18 protein-coding genes, 1 tRNA gene, 3 pseudogenes and 1 other annotated feature are annotated in these 25,500 nt (G+C 61.4%); of the genes and pseudogenes, 15 read left to right on the plus strand and 7 right to left on the minus strand.

The window, feature by feature from the left end:
• The first annotated feature begins 41 nt into the window (after positions 1-41).
• Positions 42-1,433, plus strand: a complete 1,392-nt coding sequence (locus E3227_RS00715; RefSeq protein WP_144317245.1) for an HNH endonuclease signature motif containing protein — start codon at positions 42-44, stop codon at positions 1,431-1,433.
• Here the strand turns inward: E3227_RS00715 and E3227_RS00720 are convergent.
• A complete protein-coding gene (locus tag E3227_RS00720) occupies positions 1,430-6,025 on the minus strand; it encodes an ATP-dependent helicase (protein WP_144317246.1) in 4,596 nt (1,531 codons plus the stop codon). The genes E3227_RS00715 and E3227_RS00720 overlap by 4 nt on opposite strands.
• Before the next feature lie 32 nt (positions 6,026-6,057).
• Here E3227_RS00720 and E3227_RS00725 point away from each other — a divergent pair, with 32 nt between their 5' ends.
• From E3227_RS00725 to E3227_RS00740, 4 genes are read left to right on the plus strand one after another with little or no spacing between them, the layout of a single operon-like run.
• The gene (locus tag E3227_RS00725; protein WP_144317247.1) at positions 6,058-6,843 is read left to right on the plus strand and encodes a 3'(2'),5'-bisphosphate nucleotidase CysQ; all 786 of its coding nucleotides are present in this window, start codon (positions 6,058-6,060) and stop codon (positions 6,841-6,843) included.
• Positions 6,844-6,866: 23 nt separating this feature from the next.
• Positions 6,867-7,667, plus strand: coding sequence for a thymidylate synthase (locus E3227_RS00730; RefSeq protein ID WP_144317248.1), 801 nt, complete (start codon positions 6,867-6,869; stop codon positions 7,665-7,667).
• Positions 7,667-8,146 carry a dihydrofolate reductase gene (locus tag E3227_RS00735; RefSeq protein WP_144317249.1) on the plus strand — a complete coding sequence of 160 codons (480 nt, stop codon included), beginning with the start codon at positions 7,667-7,669 and terminating at the stop codon, positions 8,144-8,146. Before E3227_RS00730 ends, E3227_RS00735 begins: the two co-directional genes overlap by 1 nt.
• A 1-nt stretch (position 8,147) precedes the next feature.
• Positions 8,148-8,405: a mycoredoxin gene (locus E3227_RS00740; RefSeq protein WP_144317250.1), complete on the plus strand. Its 258-nt coding sequence runs from the start codon at positions 8,148-8,150 to the stop codon at positions 8,403-8,405.
• On the opposite strand, the gene E3227_RS00745 is transcribed toward E3227_RS00740, so the two are convergent.
• Both E3227_RS00745 and E3227_RS00750 read right to left on the minus strand, forming a co-directional pair.
• Positions 8,402-8,917, minus strand: a complete 516-nt coding sequence (locus E3227_RS00745; protein WP_144317251.1) for a hypothetical protein — start codon at positions 8,915-8,917, stop codon at positions 8,402-8,404. The genes E3227_RS00740 and E3227_RS00745 overlap by 4 nt on opposite strands.
• 5 nt (positions 8,918-8,922) lie before the next feature.
• The gene (locus E3227_RS00750; RefSeq protein ID WP_144317252.1) at positions 8,923-9,153 is read right to left on the minus strand and encodes a hypothetical protein; all 231 of its coding nucleotides are present in this window, start codon (positions 9,151-9,153) and stop codon (positions 8,923-8,925) included.
• 102 nt (positions 9,154-9,255) lie between these two features.
• Here E3227_RS00750 and E3227_RS00755 point away from each other — a divergent pair.
• A tRNA-Arg gene (locus tag E3227_RS00755) sits at positions 9,256-9,328 on the plus strand.
• Positions 9,329-9,427: 99 nt separating this feature from the next.
• On the opposite strand, the gene E3227_RS00760 is transcribed toward E3227_RS00755, so the two are convergent.
• Complete coding sequence (locus E3227_RS00760) at positions 9,428-10,615, minus strand: IS481 family transposase (protein ID WP_136648868.1); 1,188 nt, start codon at positions 10,613-10,615, stop codon at positions 9,428-9,430.
• A 986-nt stretch (positions 10,616-11,601) separates the two neighbouring features.
• Here E3227_RS00760 and E3227_RS00770 point away from each other — a divergent pair.
• From E3227_RS00770 to E3227_RS00795, 6 genes are all read left to right on the plus strand, one after another.
• Positions 11,602-13,566 carry a type I restriction-modification system subunit M gene (locus E3227_RS00770; protein ID WP_144317253.1) on the plus strand — a complete coding sequence of 655 codons (1,965 nt, stop codon included), beginning with the start codon at positions 11,602-11,604 and terminating at the stop codon, positions 13,564-13,566.
• Entirely contained in the window at positions 13,563-14,825 is a 1,263-nt protein-coding gene (locus E3227_RS00775; RefSeq protein WP_144317254.1) for a restriction endonuclease subunit S, read from the plus strand. Before E3227_RS00770 ends, E3227_RS00775 begins: the two co-directional genes overlap by 4 nt.
• A gap of 68 nt (positions 14,826-14,893) precedes the next feature.
• Positions 14,894-18,013, plus strand: coding sequence for a type I restriction endonuclease subunit R (locus E3227_RS00780; RefSeq protein WP_246062709.1), 3,120 nt, complete (start codon positions 14,894-14,896; stop codon positions 18,011-18,013).
• A 172-nt stretch (positions 18,014-18,185) separates the two neighbouring features.
• On the plus strand, positions 18,186-18,365 hold the full coding sequence (locus tag E3227_RS00785; RefSeq protein ID WP_144317256.1) for a hypothetical protein: 180 nt from the start codon (positions 18,186-18,188) through the stop codon (positions 18,363-18,365).
• Between the two features lie 107 nt (positions 18,366-18,472).
• Positions 18,473-19,633 carry a hypothetical protein gene (locus E3227_RS00790; RefSeq protein WP_144317257.1) on the plus strand — a complete coding sequence of 387 codons (1,161 nt, stop codon included), beginning with the start codon at positions 18,473-18,475 and terminating at the stop codon, positions 19,631-19,633.
• Positions 19,633-20,118: a hypothetical protein gene (locus E3227_RS00795; RefSeq protein ID WP_144317258.1), complete on the plus strand. Its 486-nt coding sequence runs from the start codon at positions 19,633-19,635 to the stop codon at positions 20,116-20,118. Before E3227_RS00790 ends, E3227_RS00795 begins: the two co-directional genes overlap by 1 nt.
• A gap of 150 nt (positions 20,119-20,268) precedes the next feature.
• Here the strand turns inward: E3227_RS00795 and E3227_RS00800 are convergent.
• The 3 genes and pseudogenes from E3227_RS00800 to E3227_RS00810 form a co-directional block, all read right to left on the minus strand.
• Positions 20,269-20,574: pseudogene (locus E3227_RS00800) on the minus strand (transposase); the annotation flags it as partial.
• Positions 20,575-20,578: 4 nt separating this feature from the next.
• Entirely contained in the window at positions 20,579-21,997 is a 1,419-nt protein-coding gene (locus E3227_RS00805; protein ID WP_144317260.1) for an IS30 family transposase, read from the minus strand.
• A 73-nt stretch (positions 21,998-22,070) separates the two neighbouring features.
• Positions 22,071-23,002 (minus strand): annotated as a pseudogene (locus tag E3227_RS00810) (IS3 family transposase); the annotation flags it as partial.
• A gap of 92 nt (positions 23,003-23,094) precedes the next feature.
• Here E3227_RS00810 and E3227_RS00815 point away from each other — a divergent pair.
• The 3 genes and pseudogenes from E3227_RS00815 (at position 23,095) to E3227_RS11600 (ending at position 25,500) form a co-directional block, all read left to right on the plus strand.
• The gene (locus tag E3227_RS00815) at positions 23,095-23,376 is read left to right on the plus strand and encodes a transposase (protein WP_144317261.1); all 282 of its coding nucleotides are present in this window, start codon (positions 23,095-23,097) and stop codon (positions 23,374-23,376) included.
• Positions 23,334-23,465, plus strand: a sequence feature (AL1L pseudoknot). It overlaps the preceding gene by 43 nt.
• Positions 23,379-23,948 (plus strand): annotated as a pseudogene (locus tag E3227_RS11640) (DDE-type integrase/transposase/recombinase); the annotation flags it as partial. It overlaps the preceding feature by 87 nt.
• A 133-nt stretch (positions 23,949-24,081) precedes the next feature.
• The gene (locus E3227_RS11600; RefSeq protein WP_144317260.1) at positions 24,082-25,500 is read left to right on the plus strand and encodes an IS30 family transposase; all 1,419 of its coding nucleotides are present in this window, start codon (positions 24,082-24,084) and stop codon (positions 25,498-25,500) included.

Consider the following 25,500-nt stretch of genomic DNA (forward strand, 5'->3'; position numbering starts at 1 on the left):
ATATATGTTCTATATTATCGTGGGTAAAGGGAGGGGGGACAATGGAAACGACAACGCCCGACAACCACCGAACAGCAGGCGCACAGCTCATCATCGAGGGTGAGTACCTGGTGTTTTCCCAGTACAGCGAGGATCATGCCAACAGCATAGACCGCGACCTCGACATCGAAATCGCCGAGCTGATGGCACTGACACGCCGCGGCAAAACGTTCGTCGAGTCCGGCATCTTCGGCTACAGCCGCCTGCGCGACCTGCCGCGGCTGCGCGCGCTGCACGCCACGCTCAAGCTTCTCGACGTCCCCCGCCTCGCCGCCATCGACAAAACCTTGCGCGTGCTGCCCGCACACACCGCGCCTGAAACCTTCGCGCTTTTCGACGACGCCCTGGTGTCAATGTTCACGCGCGCAGGCACGACGCTGCCGAGCCTGTGGAGCATCACCCGCCGGCTGCGCCGACTCATTGCAGAGATCGACACCTCGGTGAACTTCGACCCGAAGCGGCGCAAGAAACGGGAGGAATCGACCGCGCCCAACGCGACCTTCCACCCGGTCTCCACCGGCTCCGGCGAGCGCAGTGCGTTGACCCTCACCGCCGACACCGCAACCATGGCCGCTGGCGGGAGCTTCATCCGCGCCACGGCTAAGGAGCACAAACTCGGCCTCGCAGACAGCATCATCAAGCTGCTCACCGGATCACTCAACCCAGCCCCCGCACCCGTGCTGCACATTTTCACCCCGGGTCGCGACGGCGCACGCGTACCGGGCAGCTCGGCCTACCTGCCCGGGTTCGGCTGGACCGACGCCGACGCCACGGCGGTTCCAGAGGATCTGCTCGAATTTTTCCCACCAACGACGACCAACCTTGACGACGTGCGCGCCAAAAGCGTCGACAGGTACTCCCCCACGGCCGAGATGGCCGACTACGCGCGCGCCAGGGACGGCACATGCATTTTCCCCGGGTGCCACACGCCCGCCGACAAGTGCCAGTTAGACCACCGCATCCCCTTCAACGGAGGAGGAAAAACTACCCCCGAAAATTTGTTCTGTTTATGTCAGCATCACCACAACGTGAAAACCGATCGACGGGCCTTCTACATCCCCGACCCCGCCACCGGTGACACCCTGTGGATCTTTGCCAACCGCACCTGGCTGACCAGCGAATCGAACGGAATCCTGGCGGGGCAGATTACCCCTTCCAGTCCGCGGTGGAGGTCAACCCCGGCTTCGAGCCACGCGGCACGCTCCCGGGTGGCGAGGTTCAATGCGCAGTGCCACACGCTGTGCGACGCCTACGATGTCGGCGGCGACTACGACGCGTGCGTCAACGCCATCCGCGTGCTGGAGCAGGAGTCCGGTCTCGTGTTCGAGTTCCACCCCGAGCCAGAAGATCTGTCCTGGATTCCGCCGGAGCCACCGTACGAGGAGTACGGCTAGTCGTCGAAACTCAGCTCGCCCATCGCCTCGGCCACCGTCCGGCCGCGGCGCTTGGGCGGGGTGGAGGTGGACCCGCCAATCTTCGCTCCCTTGTGCGTGACGGCCGCGCCGAAGTCACGCAGCGAAAACGCGGGCTCGCCGTTGAGCTTTTCCACGTTGAGCGGCTTCATCCGCCCCGCAGCAACGGCCTGCGACAGGGTCGAGATCACCAGCGGCATGGGGTCGTCGATCCCCTCGGGGAAATGGTCGAAGAACGTCGTCATGGTCTTGCCGCCGCGGGTGATGTGCGCGGCGAGGAGGCCGTCGATAAGCACAACCATGGCACCGGCGGAACGCGTCGGGCCCTGGGCGGGCCACGGCAGCGCGGCACCGTACGGGTTGGCCGGGTCAGTGGCGGCGAGCACGTACATCAGTGGCTCGCGCGTGCCCGAGGGCCAGCCCACCACGTCGTCGGAATCCTGGTGCCCGCGCAGGCGGTCAATCGTCGCGGGTGTAGAGAACTGCGACGCGCCGAGGCCCTCGATGAGGTATCCGCGCATCGCCTTGCCGGACTCCTCGAAACCGGAGAGCACCTTGTACGCCAGCGCGAAGCCGCCCAGCACGTCCTCGGCGACGACGCTGCCGCGCGTGACCACGCCGTAGCGGTCAAGCCACGCCTCGCCGAACGCCACCGAGCGGCGGGTCGCATCCGTATCGACGCTCGGAGTGGCGGCCCAGCGGCCCACCATGTCCGGTGGGGTCACCGTGGCAAAGGAAGTGCGGCCCGTGCGCACCCGTGAGCGCGACGGCCGCCGCTTGGCGCGGTGAGCCGTCTTCCCGCCGGACAGGCGCGCCCGGATCGGGGCGAAAGAATCGGGGGCGACGAACCCTGCCTCCACGAGGTCCCAGATCGATTCGCGCAGCTCCTCGACGGTCGTGCCCTGCAACAGGTCCGTAAACAGGAACCCTCCCCCGCCGCGCACTTTCTCCAGCACCTGGGCCTGGGTTAGCGACAGCGTCGGCTCGACGGAATCCGGCATGAGCTGGCCGGCGTAGTCGGCGGGCAGCAGCATCAGCCACGGGTCGCGCGCGCCCGCCTTCCCCGCGCCGACGATGGAGATCTCCCCGGAGGCGGTCAGCTCGTCGAGCATCACCGGGTTGTAGTCGCCCACGCGCGACGGCAGCACGTGCGACTCCCACGCAGAGGCGGGCAGCCGCACCCCGGCGAGTTGCTCCAATACCGTGTACACCCCGTCGGCGCCGCGCAGCGCCGCGACCTGGCCCGCCGGCGCGACGTGCGACCAGCTCGGCAAGAAGCGCCCAAACGCGGACTGGGACACGGGCCGGGTCTGCGCGCGCGCCGCGGCCAGGGAGCGCGAACGGATGATGCGCAGCACCTCCACCGCCACGTACTCCTGCTCGGACACGCCCTGGCGGTAGCGGCCCTCGAACACCTTGCCCGCGTCCACCAGCGGCGCCAGCGCGGAGTAGGCCGCACCGACCGCGAGGCCGAAGGCGTCGGCAAGCTCGCGCAGCACGAACGGCCCGCGGGTGCGCACCCACCTGCTGACCAGCTGCGCTAAGGCGTCGTTAATCGTGGCGACCTGCGCCGCCACCCCGGGCGGGACCGGCACGCCGAGGCCGTCGCGCAACAGCGGCGCGTCGAGAACCTGGGCGATGTGCTCGCGACCGCCGATGCGCACCCGCATCACGCGCGCGCCGAGCGAGGACTCGAGGGAGGCCAGCGGGACCGATGAGTATTCCGAGAGCTCGTCGATCGCGACCGGGCCGGCGATGCGCAGGGTGTCGGCGAACTGCTCAGAGGTCTGCGCCTTGCCCACCCGGCGCAGCGAGGCATCCACCTCGGCGATGATGTCGGCGTCGAGAAGCTCGCGCAGCTCGACGGTGCCCAGCAGCTTCGCAAGCAGCGACGGGTCGAGCGAGAGCGCGGCCGCGCGCTTCTCCGCCAGCGGGGTGCCACCCTCGTACATGAAGGCGCCGGTGTAGTTGAACAGCAGCGAGGAGGCGAACGGGCTCGGCTGCTCGGTGGTGACCTCGGCGACGCGAATGCGCCGCGTCTGCAGGTGCTGCATCACCTCGCGCAGGGCAGGCAGGTCGTAGACGTCCTGCAGACACTCGCGCACCGTTTCCAAGATGATGGGAAACGACGGGTAGTTGCGAGCGACATCGAGAAGCTGCTCTGCGCGCTGGCGCTGCTGCCACAAGGGCGCGCGCTTGCCGGGGTTGCGCCGCGGCAGGAGCAACGCGCGCGCCGCGCATTCCCGGAAACGCGAGGCGAACAGGGCGGAGTTGCCCACCTGCTCGGTGACAATGTCCGCGATCTCGTCGGCATCGAAGGAAAACAGGGAGGAGTCCGGCTCTTTCTCACCCTGCGGCAGGCGCAGCACGATACCGTCGTCGCCGGCGACCGCCTGGGCGTCCATCCCCGTGTCCTGGGCGATACGCCAGCCCGCGGCCAGCGCCCATGCGGCGTTGACCCCCTTGCCAAACGGGGTGTGCAGCACAACGCGCCAATCACCCAGCTCGTCGGTGAATCGCTCGAGCACCAGCGTGGTGTCGTCCGGGATGATGCCGGTGGCCTCCTCCTGCTCGTCGAGGTAGGCAATCAGGTTGCGGCGCGCGAACTCATCGAGCGAGGCGTCGAGCGGGCCCGAGCGTGCTTGACGACGAAACTCCCCCAACGCCTTGCCTAGCTCATACGGCCTGCCCAACGAATCACCCGTCCAAAAGGGCAGCCTGCCGGTGTGACCCGGCGCGGGCGTGACCTGCACCTGGTCGCGGGTGATGTTCTCGATGCGCCAGCTCGACGCTCCGAGGGTAAACACGTCGCCGACGCGCGACTCGTAGACCATCTCCTCGTCGAGCTCGCCGACGCGACGCGGCGCGGATCCCTCTCCCCCGCCAACGAGGAACACCCCGAACATGCCGCGGTCCGGGATCGTGCCGGCGTTGGTCACCGCCACGCGCTGCGCGCCGGGGCGGGCTTTCAGCACCGCGCCGTCGAGGATCGCGCGGGGCCGAAGCTCCGCGAAGTCCGTCGATGGGTACACGCCCACGACCAGATCAATCACCGCGTCGAACACGTCGCGCGACAGGTTGCGGTACGGCCAGGCGCCGCGCACGGTGTCGTACCACTCGTCGACGTCGAGGTCCTCGACGGAGACCGCGGCGATCGTCTGCTGCGTCAACACGTCGAGCGGGGACAGGGGCGTGCGCAGCTCCTCGATCTGGCCGGCGCGCATGCGTGGCACCGTCACCGCCGTCTGCACGAGGTCGGAGCGGTGCTTCGGGTAGAACGCGCCGGCGGAGGTTTCGCCAACGGAGTGCCCGGCGCGGCCGACGCGCTGCAGGCCGGAGGCCACCGACGGCGGCGACTCCACCTGAATCACCAGGTCAACCGCGCCCATGTCGATGCCGAGCTCGAGCGAGGACGTCGAGATCACGGCTTTCAGCGTGCCCTCTTTCAGCATCGTCTCGGTGGTCAGGCGCTCCTCCTTCGACACCGAGCCGTGGTGGGCGCGCGCGATCAGCGTCGGCGCGTGCCCCGCGGTGTCGACGGCTTTCATCAGCTGCGCGGGCGGGCGTCGTAAAGCGGGGCTTAAAGCGTCTGGGTCGTGCTCAATCGCCCACAGCTCGTTGAGCTGGCTGGTCAGGCGCTCGGCGGTGCGCCGCGAGTTGACAAAGACGATGGTCGAGCGGTGCGCCATCACCTTGTCGTACACCGCGCGCTCGATATGGGGCCAGATGCTTTTCGACGCCCCCACCGGCGCCGGGTCCAGCAAGTCATCTACGATCGCCTCGCCAATCGTCGACGCCTCCTCCGGCACGGGCAGATCACTCATGTCCTCGACGGGAACGTGCACGTCAAGCGACCACTTCTTCTCCGCCGGTGGGTTGACAATCGTGGTCTTCGGGCCGAGGAAGTTCGCGACCTCCTCCAGCGGGCGCACCGTGGCGGAAAGGCCGATGCGCTGGAACGGTCCCGTGATGCGGCGTAAACGCTCGAGCGAGAGCGCCAGGTGCACGCCGCGTTTCGTTCCCGCCAGGGCGTGGATCTCGTCGACGATGACGGTGTCGACTGTTTTGAGGATTCCAGCGGCCTTCGACGTGAGCATGAGGTAGAGCGACTCGGGCGTGGTGATCAGGATGTCCGGGGGCTTGCGCACCTGCCTATTGCGCTCCGCCTGCGGGGTATCGCCCGAGCGCACGCCCACCGAAATGTCCGGGGTGTCTAAGCCCATGCGCTGCGCCACGCGCGCGATGCCGCCGAGCGGGGCGCGCAGGTTGTTCTCCACGTCCACACCCAACGCCTTGAGCGGGGAGATGTAGAGCACCTTGACCCCGCCGTGGGTGGAGCGCGTCGAGCCGTCGATAGGCAGCGCCTGCTGGCCCGCACGCTCCACCAGCGAGTTGAGCGACCAGAGGAACGCGGCGAGCGTCTTACCGGAGCCGGTCGGCGCGACAACAAGGGCGTTTTCGCCTGCGGAGATCGTGCGCCACGCCCCCTCCTGGACCGCGGTCGGGGCTGCAAACACCTCGGCGAACCACGTCGCCACCTGGGGGTGGAAACGGTCCAAAACGCTTGCAGTCATGCGGAACACTTTAACCGGGTAATGTTTGGGCCATGACTGTACCGGACTCCCAGCACTCCGACTCGCGGCTGACCAACCTCATCGCCCAGGGTACGGGCGAGATCCTCAAGGGGATCCGCGGCGTCGGGCTGCTCCGCGGCCGCGAGCTCGGCGAGGCGGGCGACGACCTCGCCCAAAACTGGATCGCCCGCGTGCTCGCCCAGCACCGGCCTGACGACGGCTTCCTCTCCGAGGAGGCCGCCGACAACTCGGAGCGCCTGGACAAGGAGCGCGTCTGGATTGTCGACCCACTCGACGGCACCAAGGAGTTCGCCACCGGCCGCCAGGACTGGGCCGTCCACGTCGCGCTGGTGGAAAACGGCGTTCCCACCCACGCCGCGGTCGGCCTGCCCGACCTGGGCGTGGTGTTCAAGTCCTCCGATGTGCGCCACGTTTCCGGTCCCCTGTCGCGCCGCATCGCGCTGTCGCGCAACCGCCCGCCGGAGGTGGCGCAGTTCGTCGCCGACAAGCTCGGCTTCGAAACCGTCGGGGTCGGCTCCGCCGGGGCGAAGGCGATGCACGTGCTGCTGGGTGACTACGACGCCTACATCCACGCCGGCGGCCAGTACGAGTGGGACCAGGCCGCGCCCGTCGGGGTGTCGCTGGCCGCGGGGCTGCACGCCTCGCGTCTCGACGGCTCCGAGTTGCGCTACAACAACGCCGACACCTACATCCCCGACCTGCTAATCTGCCGCCCTGAGCTGGCCGAGGACATCCTCAAAGCCTGCGCCGAGTACCTCGAGCAGCACGGCTCCTTCGATGGCCTTGCTGGCACGTAGCGAACCCATTAAGGTCACTGCACATGACTGTGCCCGCCCCCTATGAAAATTTGCTGCGCGACATCCTGGACAACGGCTCGGCTAAGGGCGACCGAACGGGCACCGGGACGCTTAGCGTTTTCGGTCGCCAGCTGCGCTACGACCTCTCCAGTGCGTTTCCGCTGCTGACCACCAAGAAGGTCTACTTCAAGGGCGTTGTCGGCGAGCTGCTGTGGTTCCTGCGCGGCGAGTCGAACGTGACCTGGCTTCAGGACAACAACATCCGCATCTGGAACGAGTGGGCGGATGAGGACGGCGAGCTCGGCCCCGTCTACGGCGTGCAGTGGCGCTCGTGGCCGACCCCGGACGGCTCGCACATCGACCAGATCTCCGAGTCGCTGCGCCTGCTTCGCGACGACCCCGAGTCGCGCCGCAACCTCGTCTCGGCGTGGAACGTCTCCGAGCTGGACAAGATGGCGCTCATGCCCTGCCACCTGCTCTTCCAGCTCTACGTGGCGGACGGTCGGTTGAGCATGCAGGTCTACCAGCGCTCCGCCGACATGTTCTTGGGCGTGCCGTTCAACATCGCCTCGTACTCGCTGTTGACGCACATGTTCGCGCAGCAGGCGGGCCTCAAGGTCGGCGAGCTGATCTGGACCGGAGGCGACTGCCACATCTACAACAACCACATCGAGCAGGTAAAAGAGCAGCTTTCCCGCGAGGTGCGCCCCTACCCCACGCTCGAGCTGACCAAGGCACCGAGCCTGTTCGAATACGACTTCGATGACATCAAAGTTGTCGGATACGACCCCCACCCGACCATCACGGCGGAGGTGGCGGTCTAGTGCTGGGCGCGATCTGGGCCCAGAGTCTCGACGGCGTGATCGGCGACGGCGCCGGCATGCCCTGGCACCTGCCGGAGGACCTGAAGCATTTCAAGGAGATCACCTTCGGCCACCCGATCATCATGGGCCGACGCACCTGGGAGGCTCTGCCGATGCGACCGCTGCCGGGGCGCCCCAACCACGTTGTGTCCTCGCGCGAGGCCGGCACCTGGTCCAACGGCGCATTCGTCTCCCGCGACCTACCGGACTTGGAAACCGACGCCTGGATCATCGGCGGCGCCCAGCTCTACGAGGCCACCATCGACGAGGTCGACATCATCGAGCGCACGCTTATCGACGCCCACCTCGCCGCCGCAATCGGCCGCAACGCCGTCTTCGCTCCCCGCCTGACCGAGGACTTCAAACTCGTCTCGGACGGCGGCTGGCTCACCTCCTCAACCGGACTGCGCTACCGCTTCCAGCGCTTCGAAAGGATCTGACATGACCTCCCCCGTAACCGTCTACGCCACCAGCTGGTGCCCCTACTGCCGCGTCCTGCTCGCCGGGCTCAAGCGCACCGATGTCGACTACGAGGTCGTCGACGTCGACGACCCGAAGAACGCCGAGTTCTCGGACTGGGTCGCCTCCGTCAACAACGGCAACAGGATCGTGCCCACGGTGCGCTTTTCCGACGGCACCCACGCCACGAATCCAGCTGTGGATGTTGTCGCGGCGAAGTACCGCGAGCTCACTTCCTAAATTTCCCGGACGTAGAAGCAGTCCGGGAACCGCGTGGTTGCGGCCTCCCACCCGGCCTCGGCCGAGGGCATGGCGGTAAGCCGGGCGATCGATACGCGTTGAATCTCCCACTTCACATCGGTCTTGATCATGATGTGGCGGCCGTGCTCAGATTTCACCGGTTTCCACCCCTGGAGGCCGGCGGCGTTGAGCTGTTCCACCTCGTCGTTGCGGTCCACCGGTCCAAGCATTCTGGATGTGGGCGGAAGTTCAGGCGCGGGGCGGTAGTTCGGGTCAACGCGCTGCTGCACGGCCTGGCGGGACACACCGAGATGCTTGCCGATGCGCGACCACGAGACGCCATCGTTGTGGGCGGCCAGCAATGCCTGCACCTCCAGTTCGGTGGCGACTCGGGCGATACGGGCGAACCGGTCGGCATCCTTCAACGAGTCCGGCACGTCGGTGGTGGGGGCGTCGATACGCGTCGCGAGCTCGGTGATGTCCACGGCGAGGCGGGCGTCATTGTCCTGCATGCCGGTTACTGCTCGTCGGCCGGGCGCCAGGGCTCGGCGTGGAAGCTGCGCCGTTTGATGAGGTGGTCGAGCCACTTGAAGATGGCGTAGAACAGGGCGGTCACCACTGCGAAGTAGACCACGGCAAGTGGAATGGCGACGCTGACGAAGATTCCGATGAAGGCGAGGATGACAACGGCAATGAACGCGAGGAGTAGAAGTTGACGGCTTCTCTTGATCTTGGGTTCGGTAGTCATGGGGCAAGTTTAACTTGCACGTAACGAGGCTGGCAAGTCTATCTTGCACCCCTGGTTGTTGATTTAGGGGTGAGATTGAGCGTGCGGTAACCTAATGCCACTGCCCTAGTAGCTCAGTGGATAGAGCACGGCTCTCCTAAAGCCGGTGTCGGAGGTTCGATTCCTCTCTGGGGCGCTCATGTCATGAGTCGCGACATGGTTGACAGATCAGTCGCGACATGGTTGGCAAACCGGTGTCCCGGGTTTTGTTTTTCCGGGGCGCCGGTTATGCGTTTTAGCTCAGGGGTGGGTCGCCTTTTCGCCAGTATGGTTTTTGGTATTGGCGGGTGGTGTCGATGTAGTGTTCGGCGATGATTTCGCTGGTTTCTTGTGTGGATGTGGTGATGTGGTTGTCGGTGATGACCATGAGGATGTTCTCCCCGGCCCATGCTCGTCCGATTCCTAGGTGGTAGAGCCTGCCTGCGTAGCGGATGCTGACTTTGCCGTTGGGGGCGACGATGTCGTGGCGCACGCGCCATTCTTGGGTGGGCGTGGTGGTGGGGGTGGCTTTCGGCCCTGTTGTGTAGGCGGTCTCGGGGGTGCGCCGTCCTAGGGCGCGGTGCGGGCGTTGTGTGTTGTAGTAGCCGGCGAATTCGTCGAGTTGGTGTTGTAGCTGTGTGATGGTTTCCGCTGGTGGTTGTGCGCTGATCCATTTTTTTAATGTTTGGTGGAACCGTTCGATTTTGCCTTGGGTTTGCGGGTGGCCCGGCCTGCCGTTCTTTTGCTGGATGCGGTGGGTTGTCAGGACTTTCTCGAAGGCGTTTCGCCCGCCTTTGCGTCCGGCCAGGCGTGCGGTGAACACCAGGCCGTTGTCGGTCAATGTTGATGCCGGTGGGCCGTAGATGTCGATGAGTCGGGATAGTTCGTCTGCGACGGCCACGCCGGTGAAGGCGGCGCGGGTGGTCATCGACAGCAGGTAGCGGGAGTGATCGTCGATGAAGTCGAGGACTTCTACCCGGGTGCCGTCGAGAAGGAACAGGTGGGTGATGTCTGCCTGCCAGCATTCGTTGGGCATGGCGGCTTCGAACCTGATGTAGGAGCTGCGCGGCTTCTTCTGCGGCTGCGGGGTCACTAAACCGGCGGCGGTGATGATCCTGCGGATTGTTGATGGTGATGGCACGCGCATGCCTTGGCGCTCCAGGTGGAAGGCAATCGTGTCGGGGCCCGCGTCGAAACCGGCCCGGGTGAGTTCTTTGCGTATCTCGATGATGTGGTTGCGCAGCGGTTCGGGTACGGCGTGCTGGTGGGTGCGCGGTGCGCGGGACTTCGGGGCGATAGCGTCGGGTCCGCCTGTATCAAAGTCGGCCAGGATTTTGTAGACCCTTTGGCGTGAGATGTTGAAGCGGGCGGCGACTTTTGCCACGGGTTCGTGTTGTTCTCTGACGGCTTTAACGATGGCGAGGTTGCGGTTGGGGCTGTTCACCGTGTCAACAATGTCGCGGCTGATCAGCTTGACGGCCGCCGAAACGCGCCCCGGCACCAGTGTCAACAATGTCGCGACTGACCTGACAACCATCATCCCAGGTGGTTTTGCGACCCTAACTGTCAACGATGTCGCGACTGACCTGACAACCATCACAACCGCCACCCCAGGCACGCCCTGTCAACTATGTCGTGACTTCGGACACTCTCTGGGGCGCTCAAAGAAAACCCCCTGACCTTTCATTTTAAGAGGCCAGAGGGTTTTTGCTCTTTATAGGGAGCGCTACGGAGCACCCGGGAGAACCCCTCGGGGCTCATCATGTCGTGGGATTGTCGTGAGATCGCAGAGCCCTCAGTCCAGTTACGAAAGTCAGACTCGGAGTAAAGGAGGTCCAGCAATCTACACCTCAGGGAACCGCGCTACTGGAAGCGCATCCCAAACACGCAGATCACCGGGTCCGAGAGTTGTGGAGTCAAATATAAGTTGGAAGCGAGCTGTAGGCGGCAAAGGGAACCCACCTCATATACCTCCAGGTGAAAGACATCTCTTCGCAAAGATATTCTTATTATTGTGACAACCCGCGTCTACTCCTTTGATCAGGTGAATCTTTCGGTGGCCAAGTCGAAATGTGGTATCCCCACGGGGAGCACTTCGCCTCACTGGAATCGTGTTGGGCAGCGGGGAGGGCAGGGAGAGCCAGGCCAAAACCGAAGAAGAGCTTCGCCTGAGTGAGAGAACCCGAGTGAAGAAAGAGGAGCCGCTCACCCGGCGCGACATCGACGTTGTTGAGGGGGTTCACCCTGTGGTCGTATCTGAGTAGTCGGTTGCTTCGTCCGTGGAGAGGTTGCTCTTAACCAGGGTTTTCTCGCTGTTGGAGGGGGAAAACTCCGAGGGGTGGGGGTTGTTTACATGGGGTGGCTGTCTGGAAGTTGGGAGGGATCTTCCTAGAGTAGGAAGAAACTCGCCTCAAGAAAGACAGGTTGCTCTTGTTTAATCACGCCTCTTTTATTTGGAGTGCCGCCGACCTTCTGCGTGGAACCTACAAGCAGCACCAGTACGGCAACATCATCCTCCCCTTCACCGTTCTCGCTCGTCTTGACGGAGTACTGGCTCCCACCAAGCAAGCGGTGCTGGCGGCCATCGAAGGCCTTGACCCGGAGCAGACGCCTTCGGCGGGTATGTTGCGCAACCGGGCTGGTCACGACTACTCCTTCTACAACCGTTCTCAACATGACCTGCGATCGTTGCAGGGCGATGTGGATAACCTGGAGGAAAACCTCCGCGACTATGTCAACGCTTTCTCTCCGAACGTGCGCGATATTTTCGAGCAGTACAAATTCGATGAGATCATTATCGACCTCGCCAACAACGACCTGCTGCTGGAGATCCTTCAGCACTTCGCCAAGGCTGACCTGCGCCCCGAGGCAGTATCCAATGAGGTGATGGGTCATATCTTCGAAGAGCTCATCCGGAAATTCGCGGAAGCCTCTAACGAGACTGCCGGTGAGCACTTCACCCCGCGTGAGGTCATCGACTTGATGGTCACCATCTTGTTAGACGGGGATGCCGATCTGACCACTCCAGGGGTGATTCGCTCGGTCTATGACCCCACGGCGGGCACGGGCGGAATGCTCTCGGCGGCTGATAATAAGATCAAAGACTTCAATAAGCACGCCCAGGTCAACCTGCTTGGCCAGGAGATCAACCCCGAGTCTTATGCGATTTGCAAGGCCGACATGGTGGCCAAGGGCCAGCCGATCACTAATATCCAGCTCGGCAACACCTTGACGAACCCGGCGTTTGAGGATCAGACCTTTCACTACGCGTTGTCGAACCCTCCCTTTGGTGTGGCGTGGAAAAAGGACAGGCCGGCGGTGGAGCGCGAGCATAAGATCGCTGGTTATTCTGGGCGCTTTGGCCCCGGGTTGCCGCGAGTCTCTGACGGCTCGTTGTTGTTTCTCATGCACCTGGTCTCGAAGCTACGTGAACCCGGCCTGCAGGGAGGTGCAGCTGGTCGAGGGGCCATCGTGCTCAATGGCTCGCCGCTGTTTACCGGTGGAGCAGGCTCGGGAGAGTCGAATATCCGTAAGTGGGTGCTCGACAACGACTATCTTGAGGCGATCATCGGGTTGCCGACAGACATGTTCTACAACACCGGGATCTCCACGTATGTCTGGATTCTCAACAAAGACAAAGACCCCGCTCGCAAGGGCAAGGTCCAGCTGATCGACGCCACCGAGATGTCCGTCAAGATGCGCAAGTCGATCGGCTCTAAGCGCAAGATGCTCTCCGGCGAGAACATCAAAACGATCGCCATGCTGTACGGGGACTTCGTAGAATCCGAGCACTCGAAGATCTTCGACACCACCGACTTTTACTATCGCACCATCACGGTGGAGCGGCCGTTGAAGCTCAACTACGCGTTCACCTCCCAGCGCATCGACAAGGTGATGACTGCCCGGCCGGTGGCCAGGCTCGAGGAGGGCGAGCAGGAAGCCCTCCAGGCGGCCCTGAGAGGCGCTGAGGCGGCCACTGGCGGGGTCGTGTCCACCAACCGGGCCCAGTTCACCACAGAGCTTAAGAAAGCCCTGTCTGCCGAAGAGATCGTTCTCAAGCCGGCTGTGCTCAAGGCTGTGATCACTGAACTCGGGGAACACGATGACCAGGGTGAGCTTGTCATGAAGGCGGGCAAACCCGAAGCAGACGCTAGCCTGCGGGATACGGAAAACGTCCCCTGGGATCAGGACATCCACGACTACCTCGAACGAGAAGTCAAACCCTTCGTCCCTGATGCTTGGATCGATGAATCCAAGACGAAAGAAGGCGTCGAGATCCCCTTCACCCGCCACTTCTGTAAGTACGTCCCTCCACGTCCGCTAGAGGAGATTGACCGGGATCTCGACGAAGTTCTTGGCCGCATCCGTCTCCGCCTGGAGCAGGTGAAAGCATGAGAAAGATTCCACTTAAACGTCTTGTTTCCCGGCCGGTAGTGAATGGATTAGGGCTTTCAGGTTCTGAAAATAATACGGATGACCCTAGGTATATCCGGATCACGGACATAGGAGCCGATGGCAAGCTTCGCGACGAGGTATTCGCCTCACAACCACGCCAGTTGATCGGGGATGCCTGGGTCCACTCAGGGGATATCCTAGTTGCTTCAGTCGGAGCCACAGTCGGAAAGTCTTACTTGCATCTGTCAGAGGGAGACTTCTGTTACGCCGGATATCTATCACGGGTCCGGCCAGACATGTCGAAGGCAGAACCACGCTTCCTCGGCTACTGGATGGAATCTCACGATTGGTGGGAACAAGTGCGACAACGAATTGTAGGATCAACGATTGAGAACCTAAGTGCATCGAAAATCGCCTCGTTCTCGGTTCCTCTTGTCTCACTAGAAGAGCAAGGTCTGATTGCGGATTATCTCGACCGAGAAACCGCCGAAATCGACGCCTTCCTCGAGGATCTCAAACAACTAAAGGCTTACACCGCTGAACGGGCTCGTGCACTTCTCGAGCACGAACTGTGGGCTACCGCTAAAGAGTTTGCCCCTCTGCGTCGCTTCTTGCTTCGAGTTGATCAGGGAATAAGTCCGGAAGCTGACTCTTCTCCTGCCGGCCCAGGAGAGCTAGGGGTTTTAAAAGCTGGTTGCACGAATCATGGACGCTTTGATCTTTGGGCGAATAAGCGGCTAGATAATTCAGATCAGTTCACAGCATCAATGTTTGTCGCTGAAGGCGATCTGATTGTGACTCGCGCTAGCGGAAGCCTTATGCATGTCGGATCTGCAGCCCTAGTTCCGCACCTGGATCGCCAACTGGCTATGTCTGATAAACACTATCGTCTTGTGACCGATGACCACTTGGATAGCGAATATCTGGCGCTTGTAATGCAAACAGCTCGCTGGCGTACGCAGCTGGAACCTCTTGTGTCTGGTGCTCAAGGACTCGCGAGAAATATCTCCATTCCCAACCTCAAGACGCTTGAAGTACCTGTTGTCTCTCGTATGCAGCAGGAAGAAGTCAAGGAAAAACTCCGTGAACAGGTTCAGAAGGTAGCAATGGCTTCTGACGATGTCGATGCTCTAATCTCTCTAGGCGAGGAACGACGTTCGGCACTCATCTCTGCTGCTGTCACTGGTCAGATCGATGTAACAGCTCAGGGTATGTCCGCCGCAGAGCAGCTGCAGGATGAGCTGGAGGCCAAAGTATGAGTGTGGGTGCGCATCGGGAGGTTCATCTCCAACGGTTTGTCGTTGACCACCTCACCTCCCATGGATGGTTGTCGTCGAAGGGCAATGAGGGCTATGACAAAGAACGAGCCCTGTTTGTTCCCGACCTGCTGGGATGGCTGGAGGAAACCGATCCGGAGAACTACCACCGGATCGTTCCGAAAGACGGACCCGAGGCGGCAGTGACCAAAGGCCAGAAGCGGATCCTCGACCGAGTAGCCAAGCAGCTAGGGGTGGAGGAAAAACACGGCGGCGGCACCCTGAATGTTCTGCGTCATGGTGTCGATATGGTGGGGGCGAAGAAGTTCAGCCTGCTGCAGATGCCGCCGGCCAACGATAAGAACCCTCGCCTGACCAAACGCTACGAGCGCAACCGCCTGCGAGTCGTCGAGGAGTTGGTCTATTCCACCCGCCACGGCAACCGGTTGGATCTGACGTTATTCGCCAACGGTATTCCTGTCGCTACCGCCGAGATCAAGACGGAGTTCACCCAGTCGCTGGATCAGGCGAAGGCTCAGTATCGCACCCAGCGCCTTCCTCAGGGGGAGCCGTTGTTGACGGCTGGGCGAGGTGCCTTGGTTCATTTCGCGGTCACTGATCGTCGTATAGCCATGACCACCTTCCTCAATGGTCAGCACACGAGGTTTCTGCCCTTTGATCAGAGCCATGAAGGGGGTGCCGGTAACCCGCCGTCGGCGACGGGGCATGCGACTAGTTACTTCTGGGAGGAGATCCTTGATCGGGATACGTGGTTGACGATTTTGACGAAGTTTATCTACACCAACCACCAACACAAGGCCGACCCGCTCACTGGCAAGATCACCACGACCTCACAGATCCGCTTCCCTCGGTTTCACCAGTGGCGGGCAGTGTCCAAGATCGCGAAAGCGGCTGCGGTAGAAGGCCCGGGGCATAACTACCTCATTCAACATTCCGCAGGATCAGGTAAAACGGATTCGATTGCGTGGACCGCTCACCGTCTAGCCTCGTTGCACAATGAGGCCGGCGAGAAGGTCTTCGATACCGTTTTCGTCATCGCCGATCGACAGGTGTTGGATCGCCAGCTCCAGGACGCGGTTCAACAGCTAGAAACGGTGGCTGGTACTTTCCAAGCGATTGAATCCGGGGGCAGTGGGTCGAAAACTGCCCGGTTAACAGAGGTTCTGACCAGTGGAACGGCGAAGATCGTTGGAGTGACCTTACAGACTTTTCCGCATGCGCTCGCAGCGCTACAAGACCCGGATAACCAGGAGAAGCTTGCGGGACGGACGTTTGCTGTGATCGCTGACGAGGCGCACTCGTCTCAAACTGGTAGCTCCGCGAAGGCTTTGCGGGAGATGCTCTACCTAGGCAAGGAGGCTGAAGAGGTCGATTGGGAGGAGCCCGGCGCTGATCAAGACGCCCTGGCTGCGATGGCCGCTCGCAGTGACGAGGACAAGCGGTTGAGCTACTTCGCGTTTACTGCCACTCCGAAAGAAAAGACCCTGCAGCTATTTGGACGGCGCAATCCGGCTAGCCAGGAGCTGGAGCCGTTTGACCTGTACCCAATGAAGCAGGCCATCGAGGAGGGGTTCATTCTCGATGTGCTCAAAAACTACACCACCTTCGAGATGGCCGCCCGCGTAGCCGAGAAGGGCCAAGACCCCAGTGTCGCAGCCGAGCAGCAGCCGGGCGGCCTCTCAGCAGAGGCGGCTATAAACGACGGAGAAGTTGATGTTCGGCAAGGAACTCGGGCGTATATCAACTTCGTTGAACACCACCCGACGAATGTCGCCTCCAAGGTCGACGTCATCCTCGATCACTACCGATCCACGGTTCAACCTCATCTAGGTGGCCGTGCCAAGGCAATGATCGTGACCGCTTCTCGAGCAGCTGCGGTGCGCTATGCCCGGGCCTTAGACAAAGCGATCACTGAGCGAAACCTACCCCTGCAGACCCTGGTGGCCTTTTCCGGGGAGGTCCCTGACCCGGATGTTCCTTCGTTGCCGGGCACACTGCAGACGATGGTCACCGAGACCAGTATGAACCCCGTCCTCAATGGACGGGATCTGGCCGATGTGTTCGCTCAAGACGGCCAGAATATCCTCGTGGTGGCCAATAAGTATCAGACTGGATTCGATCAACCCTTGCTGGTGGGCATGTACGTCGACAAGCAACTCTCGGGCATCGCTGCGGTGCAGACGTTGTCACGACTCAACCGCAAGGTCGACGGCAAGACCGACACCTACGTTCTTGATTTTGTCAACGACGCCGAGCAAATCCTCGCCTCGTTTCAGACCTACTACGAAGCAGCGCATATTGGGACGGAGTCCGACCCGGATCTCGTCGCTGATCTGATCGCCAAGCTCGAAGCCCAGCGCATCTTCACCTGGGCAGAAGTCGACCAAGTGTGGGAAGCATGGTCTGCCAAACGCACTCCCACCGCGCGGAAACACGCTCAGTTTTCTAGGCACCTGTTGCCGGCCGTGGAGAGATTTGAGAATGCGTGGGAGCAAGCGATACGCACCGAGGATGATCAGCGACGAGAAGAACTTCTCGACTTCAAGGCGGTGTTGGCTCAGTATGTGAAAGCTTATTCGTTTTTCAGCCAGATCCTGCACTTCGGTGACCCCCGCTACGAGAAGATGTCGGTCTTCGCCGACCTGCTGGCGAAAGCGCTGCGGAACTTTACAGCGGACGCCGAAAAACCGGAGGCAGTGGACGTCTCTGATGTGGTGCTGACCCACTACCGGCTGGAAAAGATCCGCGAAGATGACCTAGGGCTCAGCGCTACCGATGGTGAGGCTCCGGGTCTAACGGGTATGACCGAGGCGGGGTTGACGAAGGCTCGTGAATCGGAGCAGGTCAGAAAGTCGGAGTTGATTGAGAAGGTCAACAAGTACTTCGGTGACCTCGAAGCCAAGGACGAATACAAGGTCAACTTCATCGAGACGTTGCTTGCTGAAGCCGCTGATCACCCCGAGTTGGAGATGCAGGCGAAAAACAACTCGAAGATCGACTTCGCCAGCTCCCCGCAGCTGCAGGTCATCTTGGAGGATGCGCTCTGGCAGCAGGAGGAATCGTCCAACGAGGTTCTCAAGTCTGCCCGCGAGATGACGACTCTGAGGTTGGTGGAGATGGCCATGGAGTTCGGGCTCTTCGAGCGCCTCAGGGGCCAGGACACCGGCTGAGCGCCCTTGGGTCTACCTGGCGAGTGTCACCGCCGCCTGACGGCAGACTAGGGCGCAGAACCGGGGCGGAGAAGGCTGCAGTCATCGAAAAATAGGTGGCGCGTGCTGTCATCTGGCTAGGCTGGGGTGGTCAGTATCCGTAGCTGCGGAACTTATCGATGGAGGAATCATCATGGCTGTATCTCCGGAAAGCCTCTCGGCTGCCCTGTCTGCCCTCGGCCCTGCCGAGGAGGCAGTCACCGCAGAGACGGTGTGGGCACAGTCATCGAAGTTCTTCTTATCTCATTGGACGAGCAGGTGGCCCGAAACGCTACCCCTGCCCTCGGTTCTCGACAACCCGAACACGGTTTAGGGTCAACATGCACAAACATTACTTGTCGATCAAACGCCCACCGGACTTGAAGAATGGCCGATCCAGACAACTAACTCAATATGCTCAACCGCTTATACTGAACGATTGTGACTCAAGCTGATCCGAACATCGAAACAGTCGCCTCTCTGCATCTAGACGGCGACCGTTTTGAAGATTTCGGAATGCCCGCTGCAACTGCCCAAGAAATCGCAGCATTAGACGAACTTCTCTATCAACTCATCGAACTTCGCTGGCGAGCAAAACACCCTGATAATTCCAAACTGCCGAACAACTTTAGGCAGGATTACGAACTTCGCATCAACACTATTGCGGAAGGGTCAGCAACACCGCTCCTGGAAAGAAGACGAAGCATCCCAGATGCCCCAACACTTTTCCCCGCTTCTTCTGACGAATTCACCGAGGATTATCGCCAGGCGGTGGCGGAGTTAGAAGAAATTCTCAGGGTTGCGTCAGAGTACGGGCAACTACCCGAAAGCGTATATGCGTTACCTTCGCCAGCAATCCGCAACATTGGTTCGACTCTCCGTGAGGATGAGAAGCTGCAAGTCGGGCACGGCAGGATCACTGACTGGAGCGATAAACCTGCTTACACGACGTTCGCCCGTAAGTACCTGCTTGAACAACTGGACAAGCCACAACAAAAGCATGTCACCTATAGCGGACTTGTACGAAGCACGAACGTATCGAGTGGCACCTTCAGCTTTGTGGATGTCGAGTCTCGCGTTTCAGCAACGGCGGCCTACGACAACGGCTTCGAACTCGAAATTGATGGAGAAAATGAACAAACCTGGGCTTGGGTCGAAGTTTCAGGTGAAGTCGAATTCACCATCAATTCGAACTCGCATACCTTCACGTCCGTTGACAGCATCAACACGAGCCAGCTCACTCCCGATTACAACCGATTGCAGGGACGTCTCAATGAGATTGGAGACTTGCAGCCGGGATGGCTTGATGGTGAAATCGGCGACGCATTTACGAAGAATCAACTCGACGAAGCTCAAGCTGTACTAAAAGCTTCTGTTGTGGCAGGCAAATTGCCGGATACAGTGGCACCGTCCATTGAAGGGGCAATTGAATTTTCGTGGATTGATGGCAATCAGCATTTCTCAATCGAGGTGGAACCCGAAGGCAGTTTTTACTTCCACAAGTCCAACACCGACTCGATGAATGCGACCAGTAAGGACGTGGAGTCCTTGAGCAAATACCCCTCAGACCTCATTCTCGAATGGGTTCGGAGGACAGTTTAGTGACTCAGCCAAACCAACTAACTGAACCTGATCTGGTGATCCTCCGAATTATCAACGCTCAGCACTTCGACAACGGGATAGTTACGCGAGCAGCTTTCGCTCTGTCTTCAAACGACAATTACAAACTCTCAGTTAATCAAGAAAGCAGAATCACACCAGGCGACGCGTTGGAGCAAAAATCCGCAATCCTCCGGGCGAGGAAAGAAAGTGAAGGAAAACCTTTCACCCCGCCTCCTGCGGTTGCGAGGATGACCGTGGGTGAAATCGAGGACATCCCTTTACCCACCGAGGAAGGAGAGCTACAGGATGGCGAGCAAGCGGCTCTTTCAGTTTGGGATGATTCCATGCTTGAAGGAACTCCCGAAAGCCATGCCTACTTGGATTTTGAGCGGACGTACGAGCCGAAAGAACGTCGCAAGGCGGTTTACAACCGATTAGCCGCAATTGCCAATCAGAACGGTAAATTGTTTTTACCCGACCACTAGCCGGATTATCGGCTAACAAACGTGCATTTCACCTCTTTGTTTTCTTGGGCGATGCCAGTTGGTCATTTCGGGCATGCCGTACCTTCTAGCGTTGACTGAATGAACCCAAATGAATCGGCCTGAGTTTTTCGGAGACTACGGGTAAAAGCCTTACTGGGCTTTTCGGGTGGTGTTGAATTCCTCGTAGTCCTGCTCGTATTCGATCGGGGGAACGTCACCGATCGACGAGTGCAGGCGCTGGTGATTGTACCAGTAGACCCACGAGGCCGTTTCCGTTTCGACCTCCCGGGCATCCCTCCATGTGCGTGCGGGATCGACGTCGATGAGCTCAGTCTTGTACAGCCCGATCGTCGACTCCATCATCGCGTTGTCCAGAGCATCACCGACCGAGCCGATCGAGCCCTGGAGTCCGGCGTCTGCCAGCGCGTCGGTGAACGCCAGCGAGGTGTATTGGGCAGGTTCAACCGGTGGTTGCAACACCGGCCTGTTTCAGGGATTGTAGTGCTTCACCGAAGACTTCGGCGGGGGTCTTCCAGCCGAGGGGCTTGCGGGGTCTGTTGTTGAGGGTGTGGGCCACCGCTTCGAGGTCGTCTGCGCTCCAGCGGGACAGGTCGGTGCCCTTGGGGAAGTACTGACGTAGCAGGCCGTTGGTGTTCTCGTTGGTGGGCCGTTGCCACGGGGAGTGCGGATCAGCGAAGAACACCTTGGTGCCAGTCTCAAGAGTGAACGCGGCATGTCCTGATAGTTCCTTGCCGCGGTCCCAGGTGATCGTCTTGCGTAACTGCTGGGGCAGGGTCGTGATCGCAGCGGCCAGAGCCGCGTTCATCGCGACTGCACCGTAGCCGCCCAGCGCGGGGCCGTTCTTAACCGGAGGGTGCTCGCCCCAGCCGTCGAGGCGGGGCAAGCGGACCAGGATCGTCGCGCGGCTGCGACGCTCGACCAAGGTCCCGATCGCAGAGCGGCCGGTCCCGATGACCAGGTCACCTTCCCAGTGTCCTGGAACAGCGCGATCAGCGGCTTCTGCGGGGCGTTGGCTGATCACGACCTCGGCGCCGACATGACCGCCGGGTTTGTTCCGGGAACGCTCACGGGGCTGTCGCAACGCCCTGCCCGTTCGCAGGCAAGCCACCAGCTCACGCTTCAGCGCGCCGCGGCCTTCGATGAACAACGCCTGGTAGATCGCCTCATGACTGATACGCATTGACTCATCATCAGGGAAATCCAGCTTCAAGCGGTGACTGATCTGCTCCGGGCTCCAACTGGTGGCCCACCGTCGATCTTGCCGACGAGGCTTGTTCAACCCCTTCCACGTCGGCGTGACCGGCCCTTCCACCGGCGTCCCGTCCGGGCCAGTGACCTTCCCAGAGAGTCTGTCCTGGACATAGTCGCGAAGCCGCAGGTTGGCCACCAGCTTCGCGGTCTTGGGTCGTTTCGCGGCCTCTTGGGCTTTCCATTGGGCCACCGTGGCGCGATACTCCAGCTTCCCGCTGCGGGTAGCAGCGTTGCGGCGCAACTCCCGACTGATCGTGCCCGGATCCCGCCCAAGGGTACGCGCGATCGACCGGACACCGCGTCCCTGAGCACGCAAGATCGCGATCTCCTCTCGCTCCTCGAAACTGAGATAACGACCAGTTGGCTCCGTCAACGTCAGCGGTGGCATACCGCCAGCGTGACGGAACCACCGTGATCCGACCGGCACCGACACCCCCACCGCCAGCGCTGCCTCCGCTGTCGTGACCCCGGCCGCGATCAGGCGCCAGAATTGTCGCTGCACCGCCCTCGATGGCTGCGGTCTGCCCGGAGAGCGCATTGCTGGCCGCAACGCCCGGTCCGCGCGCCACTGCCGCCGCATCCCCTCCGGGCCCTCGCTGGTCTTCATGCTCCAGTCCTTGGTCGCCATCCTTGAACACCTTTCTCACCTCAAGGTGTTGCGACGACCAGTTGAATCCGCCCTGGCTGCCCCGATCGCTGTGGTGAATTAGCTGGTTTCCATGGATTCGCCCTGCAGTCGTTAACGCATGCTCCAAAGCCTCCATCGGCAGCGCGTTGGTGCGCATTGTCGAGCGTGTAGCGACACCAACAATCTTTCGGCTGAATACATCCACGACAAACGCGGTATAAGCGAATCCTGACAGGGTGCGAACGTAGGTAATGTCGGCAACCCAAAGCCTGCCTGGTGCCTGCGCACGGAAGTTTCGGCGCACAAGGTCCGGGCGATGATCCGGTGTCTTCGGGCTGATCGTAGTTAGTGGGGTTCGCCCACGTCTGCGGCCAGAAACGCCTGCGAGTTTCATCAGACGTGCGGTCTTGTCGCGACCAATATGAAAGCCTTCACGGTTCATCGCGTGCCACATTTTGCGGATGCCGTAGACCGAGAAATTCTCCGCATGCACACGCTGTATCTCTGGGATGAGCAGGCTATCGCTTAAGGCCCTTGCACTGGGAACACGAGTGGTCGCCTTGCGGTAGCCACGAGAGGTGATGAATCCACGATCTGCCTGTTTTAGAACTCTGCAGATGGCCTCGACCCCAAATTGATCTTTGTACGCGTCGATGTAGGAGATCATTTGGTCGTGGGTCGGTCGAGTTCCGCCGCGAAAAAAGCCGAAGCTGTCTTAAGAATCCCGTTTGCTCGTTTCAGTTCGCGGTTTTCTCGACGCAGACGCCTGAGTTCTTCTTCCATTGTTTCGCCGCCTGAAGCGTCAGAATTATCGCGTACTGAAGCGCTGTCACGGTACCAAGCCCGCAACGTGTGGTGGGATACACCAAGCAGCTCACCGACCTCCGTGTAGGCGCGTTGCAGTGAGCAAGACTCCAGGCGGACCCTTTCGATGATCTGATGGACCGCCTTCTCCTTGAACTCGACGGAATACTTTCTAGGCATAGTTCAATCCTTCCTTAGCTGAGGTAGGAACTAAACCCAGGACGCTTCAGCCCAGCAAGTACGACACCGCCCCCCAAGAACGCGCGGTACGTATGTACTTCGAACGTCTCGAAGACGGCGACATCTCCAAGGCAGCCGCCCGCCGAGAGATCAGCGAACTGCTCGGCGTAAAGGAATCCACCCTGCGCAACTGGATCCGAAAACAGGAAAAGCAGGAACAAGCACCCCAGCCCGGCTCCCTGTCCTACGAGCAGCTCCAGGCTGCCTACGAGGAGCAGGCCAAGGAAGTCGCCAAACTGCGACGAGCCAATGAGATCCTCAAGACGGCGTCAGCTTTTTTCGCCCAAGCGGAGCTCGACCGCAAACTTCGGTAGTCGTGGATTTCATCCGCACCTACCGGAACCGCTTCGGGGTCGAGCCAATCTGCGAAACCTTGACTGCCCACGGCATCGCGATTGCCCCGAGCACCTTCTACGCCCACCAGTCCCGCGGCTTCGGCCCCACCGGAGCCGAACTCGACGAAGCGTACGCCGCCCACCGCATCTACCGACTGTGGGAGGAAAACCGCAAGGTCTATGGCCGGCGCAAGCTCTGGAAAGCAGCCATCCGTGACGGCATGCTTATTGGTCGTGACCAGGCGGAACGGCTGATGAAGATCACCGGCATCCGCGGTGTGTCCCGCGGGATGCACCGCAAGAAGACGACCGTGGCCAATCCTGCGCACCGCCGGCACCCGGACCGAATAGGCCGTCGGTGGAGGTATCCGTCGCATCCGGATCAGTGGTGGATCGCGGACTTCACCTACGCCTGGACGCGAAAGGGATTCTGCTACGTCGCCTTCATCGTCGACGCCTACTCGCGGCAGGTCCTCGGCTGGGTCGTCACCACGGTGATGGACACCAGGATGGTGCTCATGGCCCTGGAACACGCGTTGTTCAGCCGCAGACGCACCCGCATGGATTTCACCGCCACCGGCATCGTCCATCACTCGGACGCCGGGGCGCAAGGCGGATTCAACTGGTCGTCGCAACACCTTGAGGTGAGAAAGGTGTTCAAGGATGGCGACCAAGGACTGGAGCATGAAGACCAGCGAGGGCCCGGAGGGGATGCGGCGGCAGTGGCGCGCGGACCGGGCGTTGCGGCCAGCAATGCGCTCTCCGGGCAGACCGCAGCCATCGAGGGCGGTGCAGCGACAATTCTGGCGCCTGATCGCGGCCGGGGTCACGACAGCGGAGGCAGCGCTGGCGGTGGGGGTGTCGGTGCCGGTCGGATCACGGTGGTTCCGTCACGCTGGCGGTATGCCACCGCTGACGTTGACGGAGCCAACTGGTCGTTATCTCAGTTTCGAGGAGCGAGAGGAGATCGCGATCTTGCGTGCTCAGGGACGCGGTGTCCGGTCGATCGCGCGTACCCTTGGGCGGGATCCGGGCACGATCAGTCGGGAGTTGCGCCGCAACGCTGCTACCCGCAGCGGGAAGCTGGAGTATCGCGCCACGGTGGCCCAATGGAAAGCCCAAGAGGCCGCGAAACGACCCAAGACCGCGAAGCTGGTGGCCAACCTGCGGCTTCGCGACTATGTCCAGGACAGACTCTCTGGGAAGGTCACTGGCCCGGACGGGACGCCGGTGGAAGGGCCGGTCACGCCGACGTGGAAGGGGTTGAACAAGCCTCGTCGGCAAGATCGACGGTGGGCCACCAGTTGGAGCCCGGAGCAGATCAGTCACCGCTTGAAGCTGGATTTCCCTGATGATGAGTCAATGCGTATCAGTCATGAGGCGATCTACCAGGCGTTGTTCATCGAAGGCCGCGGCGCGCTGAAGCGTGAGCTGGTGGCTTGCCTGCGAACGGGCAGGGCGTTGCGACAGCCCCGTGAGCGTTCCCGGAACAAACCCGGCGGTCATGTCGGCGCCGAGGTCGTGATCAGCCAACGCCCCGCAGAAGCCGCTGATCGCGCTGTTCCAGGACACTGGGAAGGTGACCTGGTCATCGGGACCGGCCGCTCTGCGATCGGGACCTTGGTCGAGCGTCGCAGCCGCGCGACGATCCTGGTCCGCTTGCCCCGCCTCGACGGCTGGGGCGAGCACCCTCCGGTTAAGAACGGCCCCGCGCTGGGCGGCTACGGTGCAGTCGCGATGAACGCGGCTCTGGCCGCTGCGATCACGACCCTGCCCCAGCAGTTACGCAAGACGATCACCTGGGACCGCGGCAAGGAACTATCAGGACATGCCGCGTTCACTCTTGAGACTGGCACCAAGGTGTTCTTCGCTGATCCGCACTCCCCGTGGCAACGGCCCACCAACGAGAACACCAACGGCCTGCTACGTCAGTACTTCCCCAAGGGCACCGACCTGTCCCGCTGGAGCGCAGACGACCTCGAAGCGGTGGCCCACACCCTCAACAACAGACCCCGCAAGCCCCTCGGCTGGAAGACCCCCGCCGAAGTCTTCGGTGAAGCACTACAATCCCTGAAACAGGCCGGTGTTGCAACCACCGGTTGA

It is taken from the genome of Corynebacterium sanguinis, from assembly GCF_007641235.1.
GTDB classification, from domain to species: domain Bacteria; phylum Actinomycetota; class Actinomycetes; order Mycobacteriales; family Mycobacteriaceae; genus Corynebacterium; species Corynebacterium sanguinis.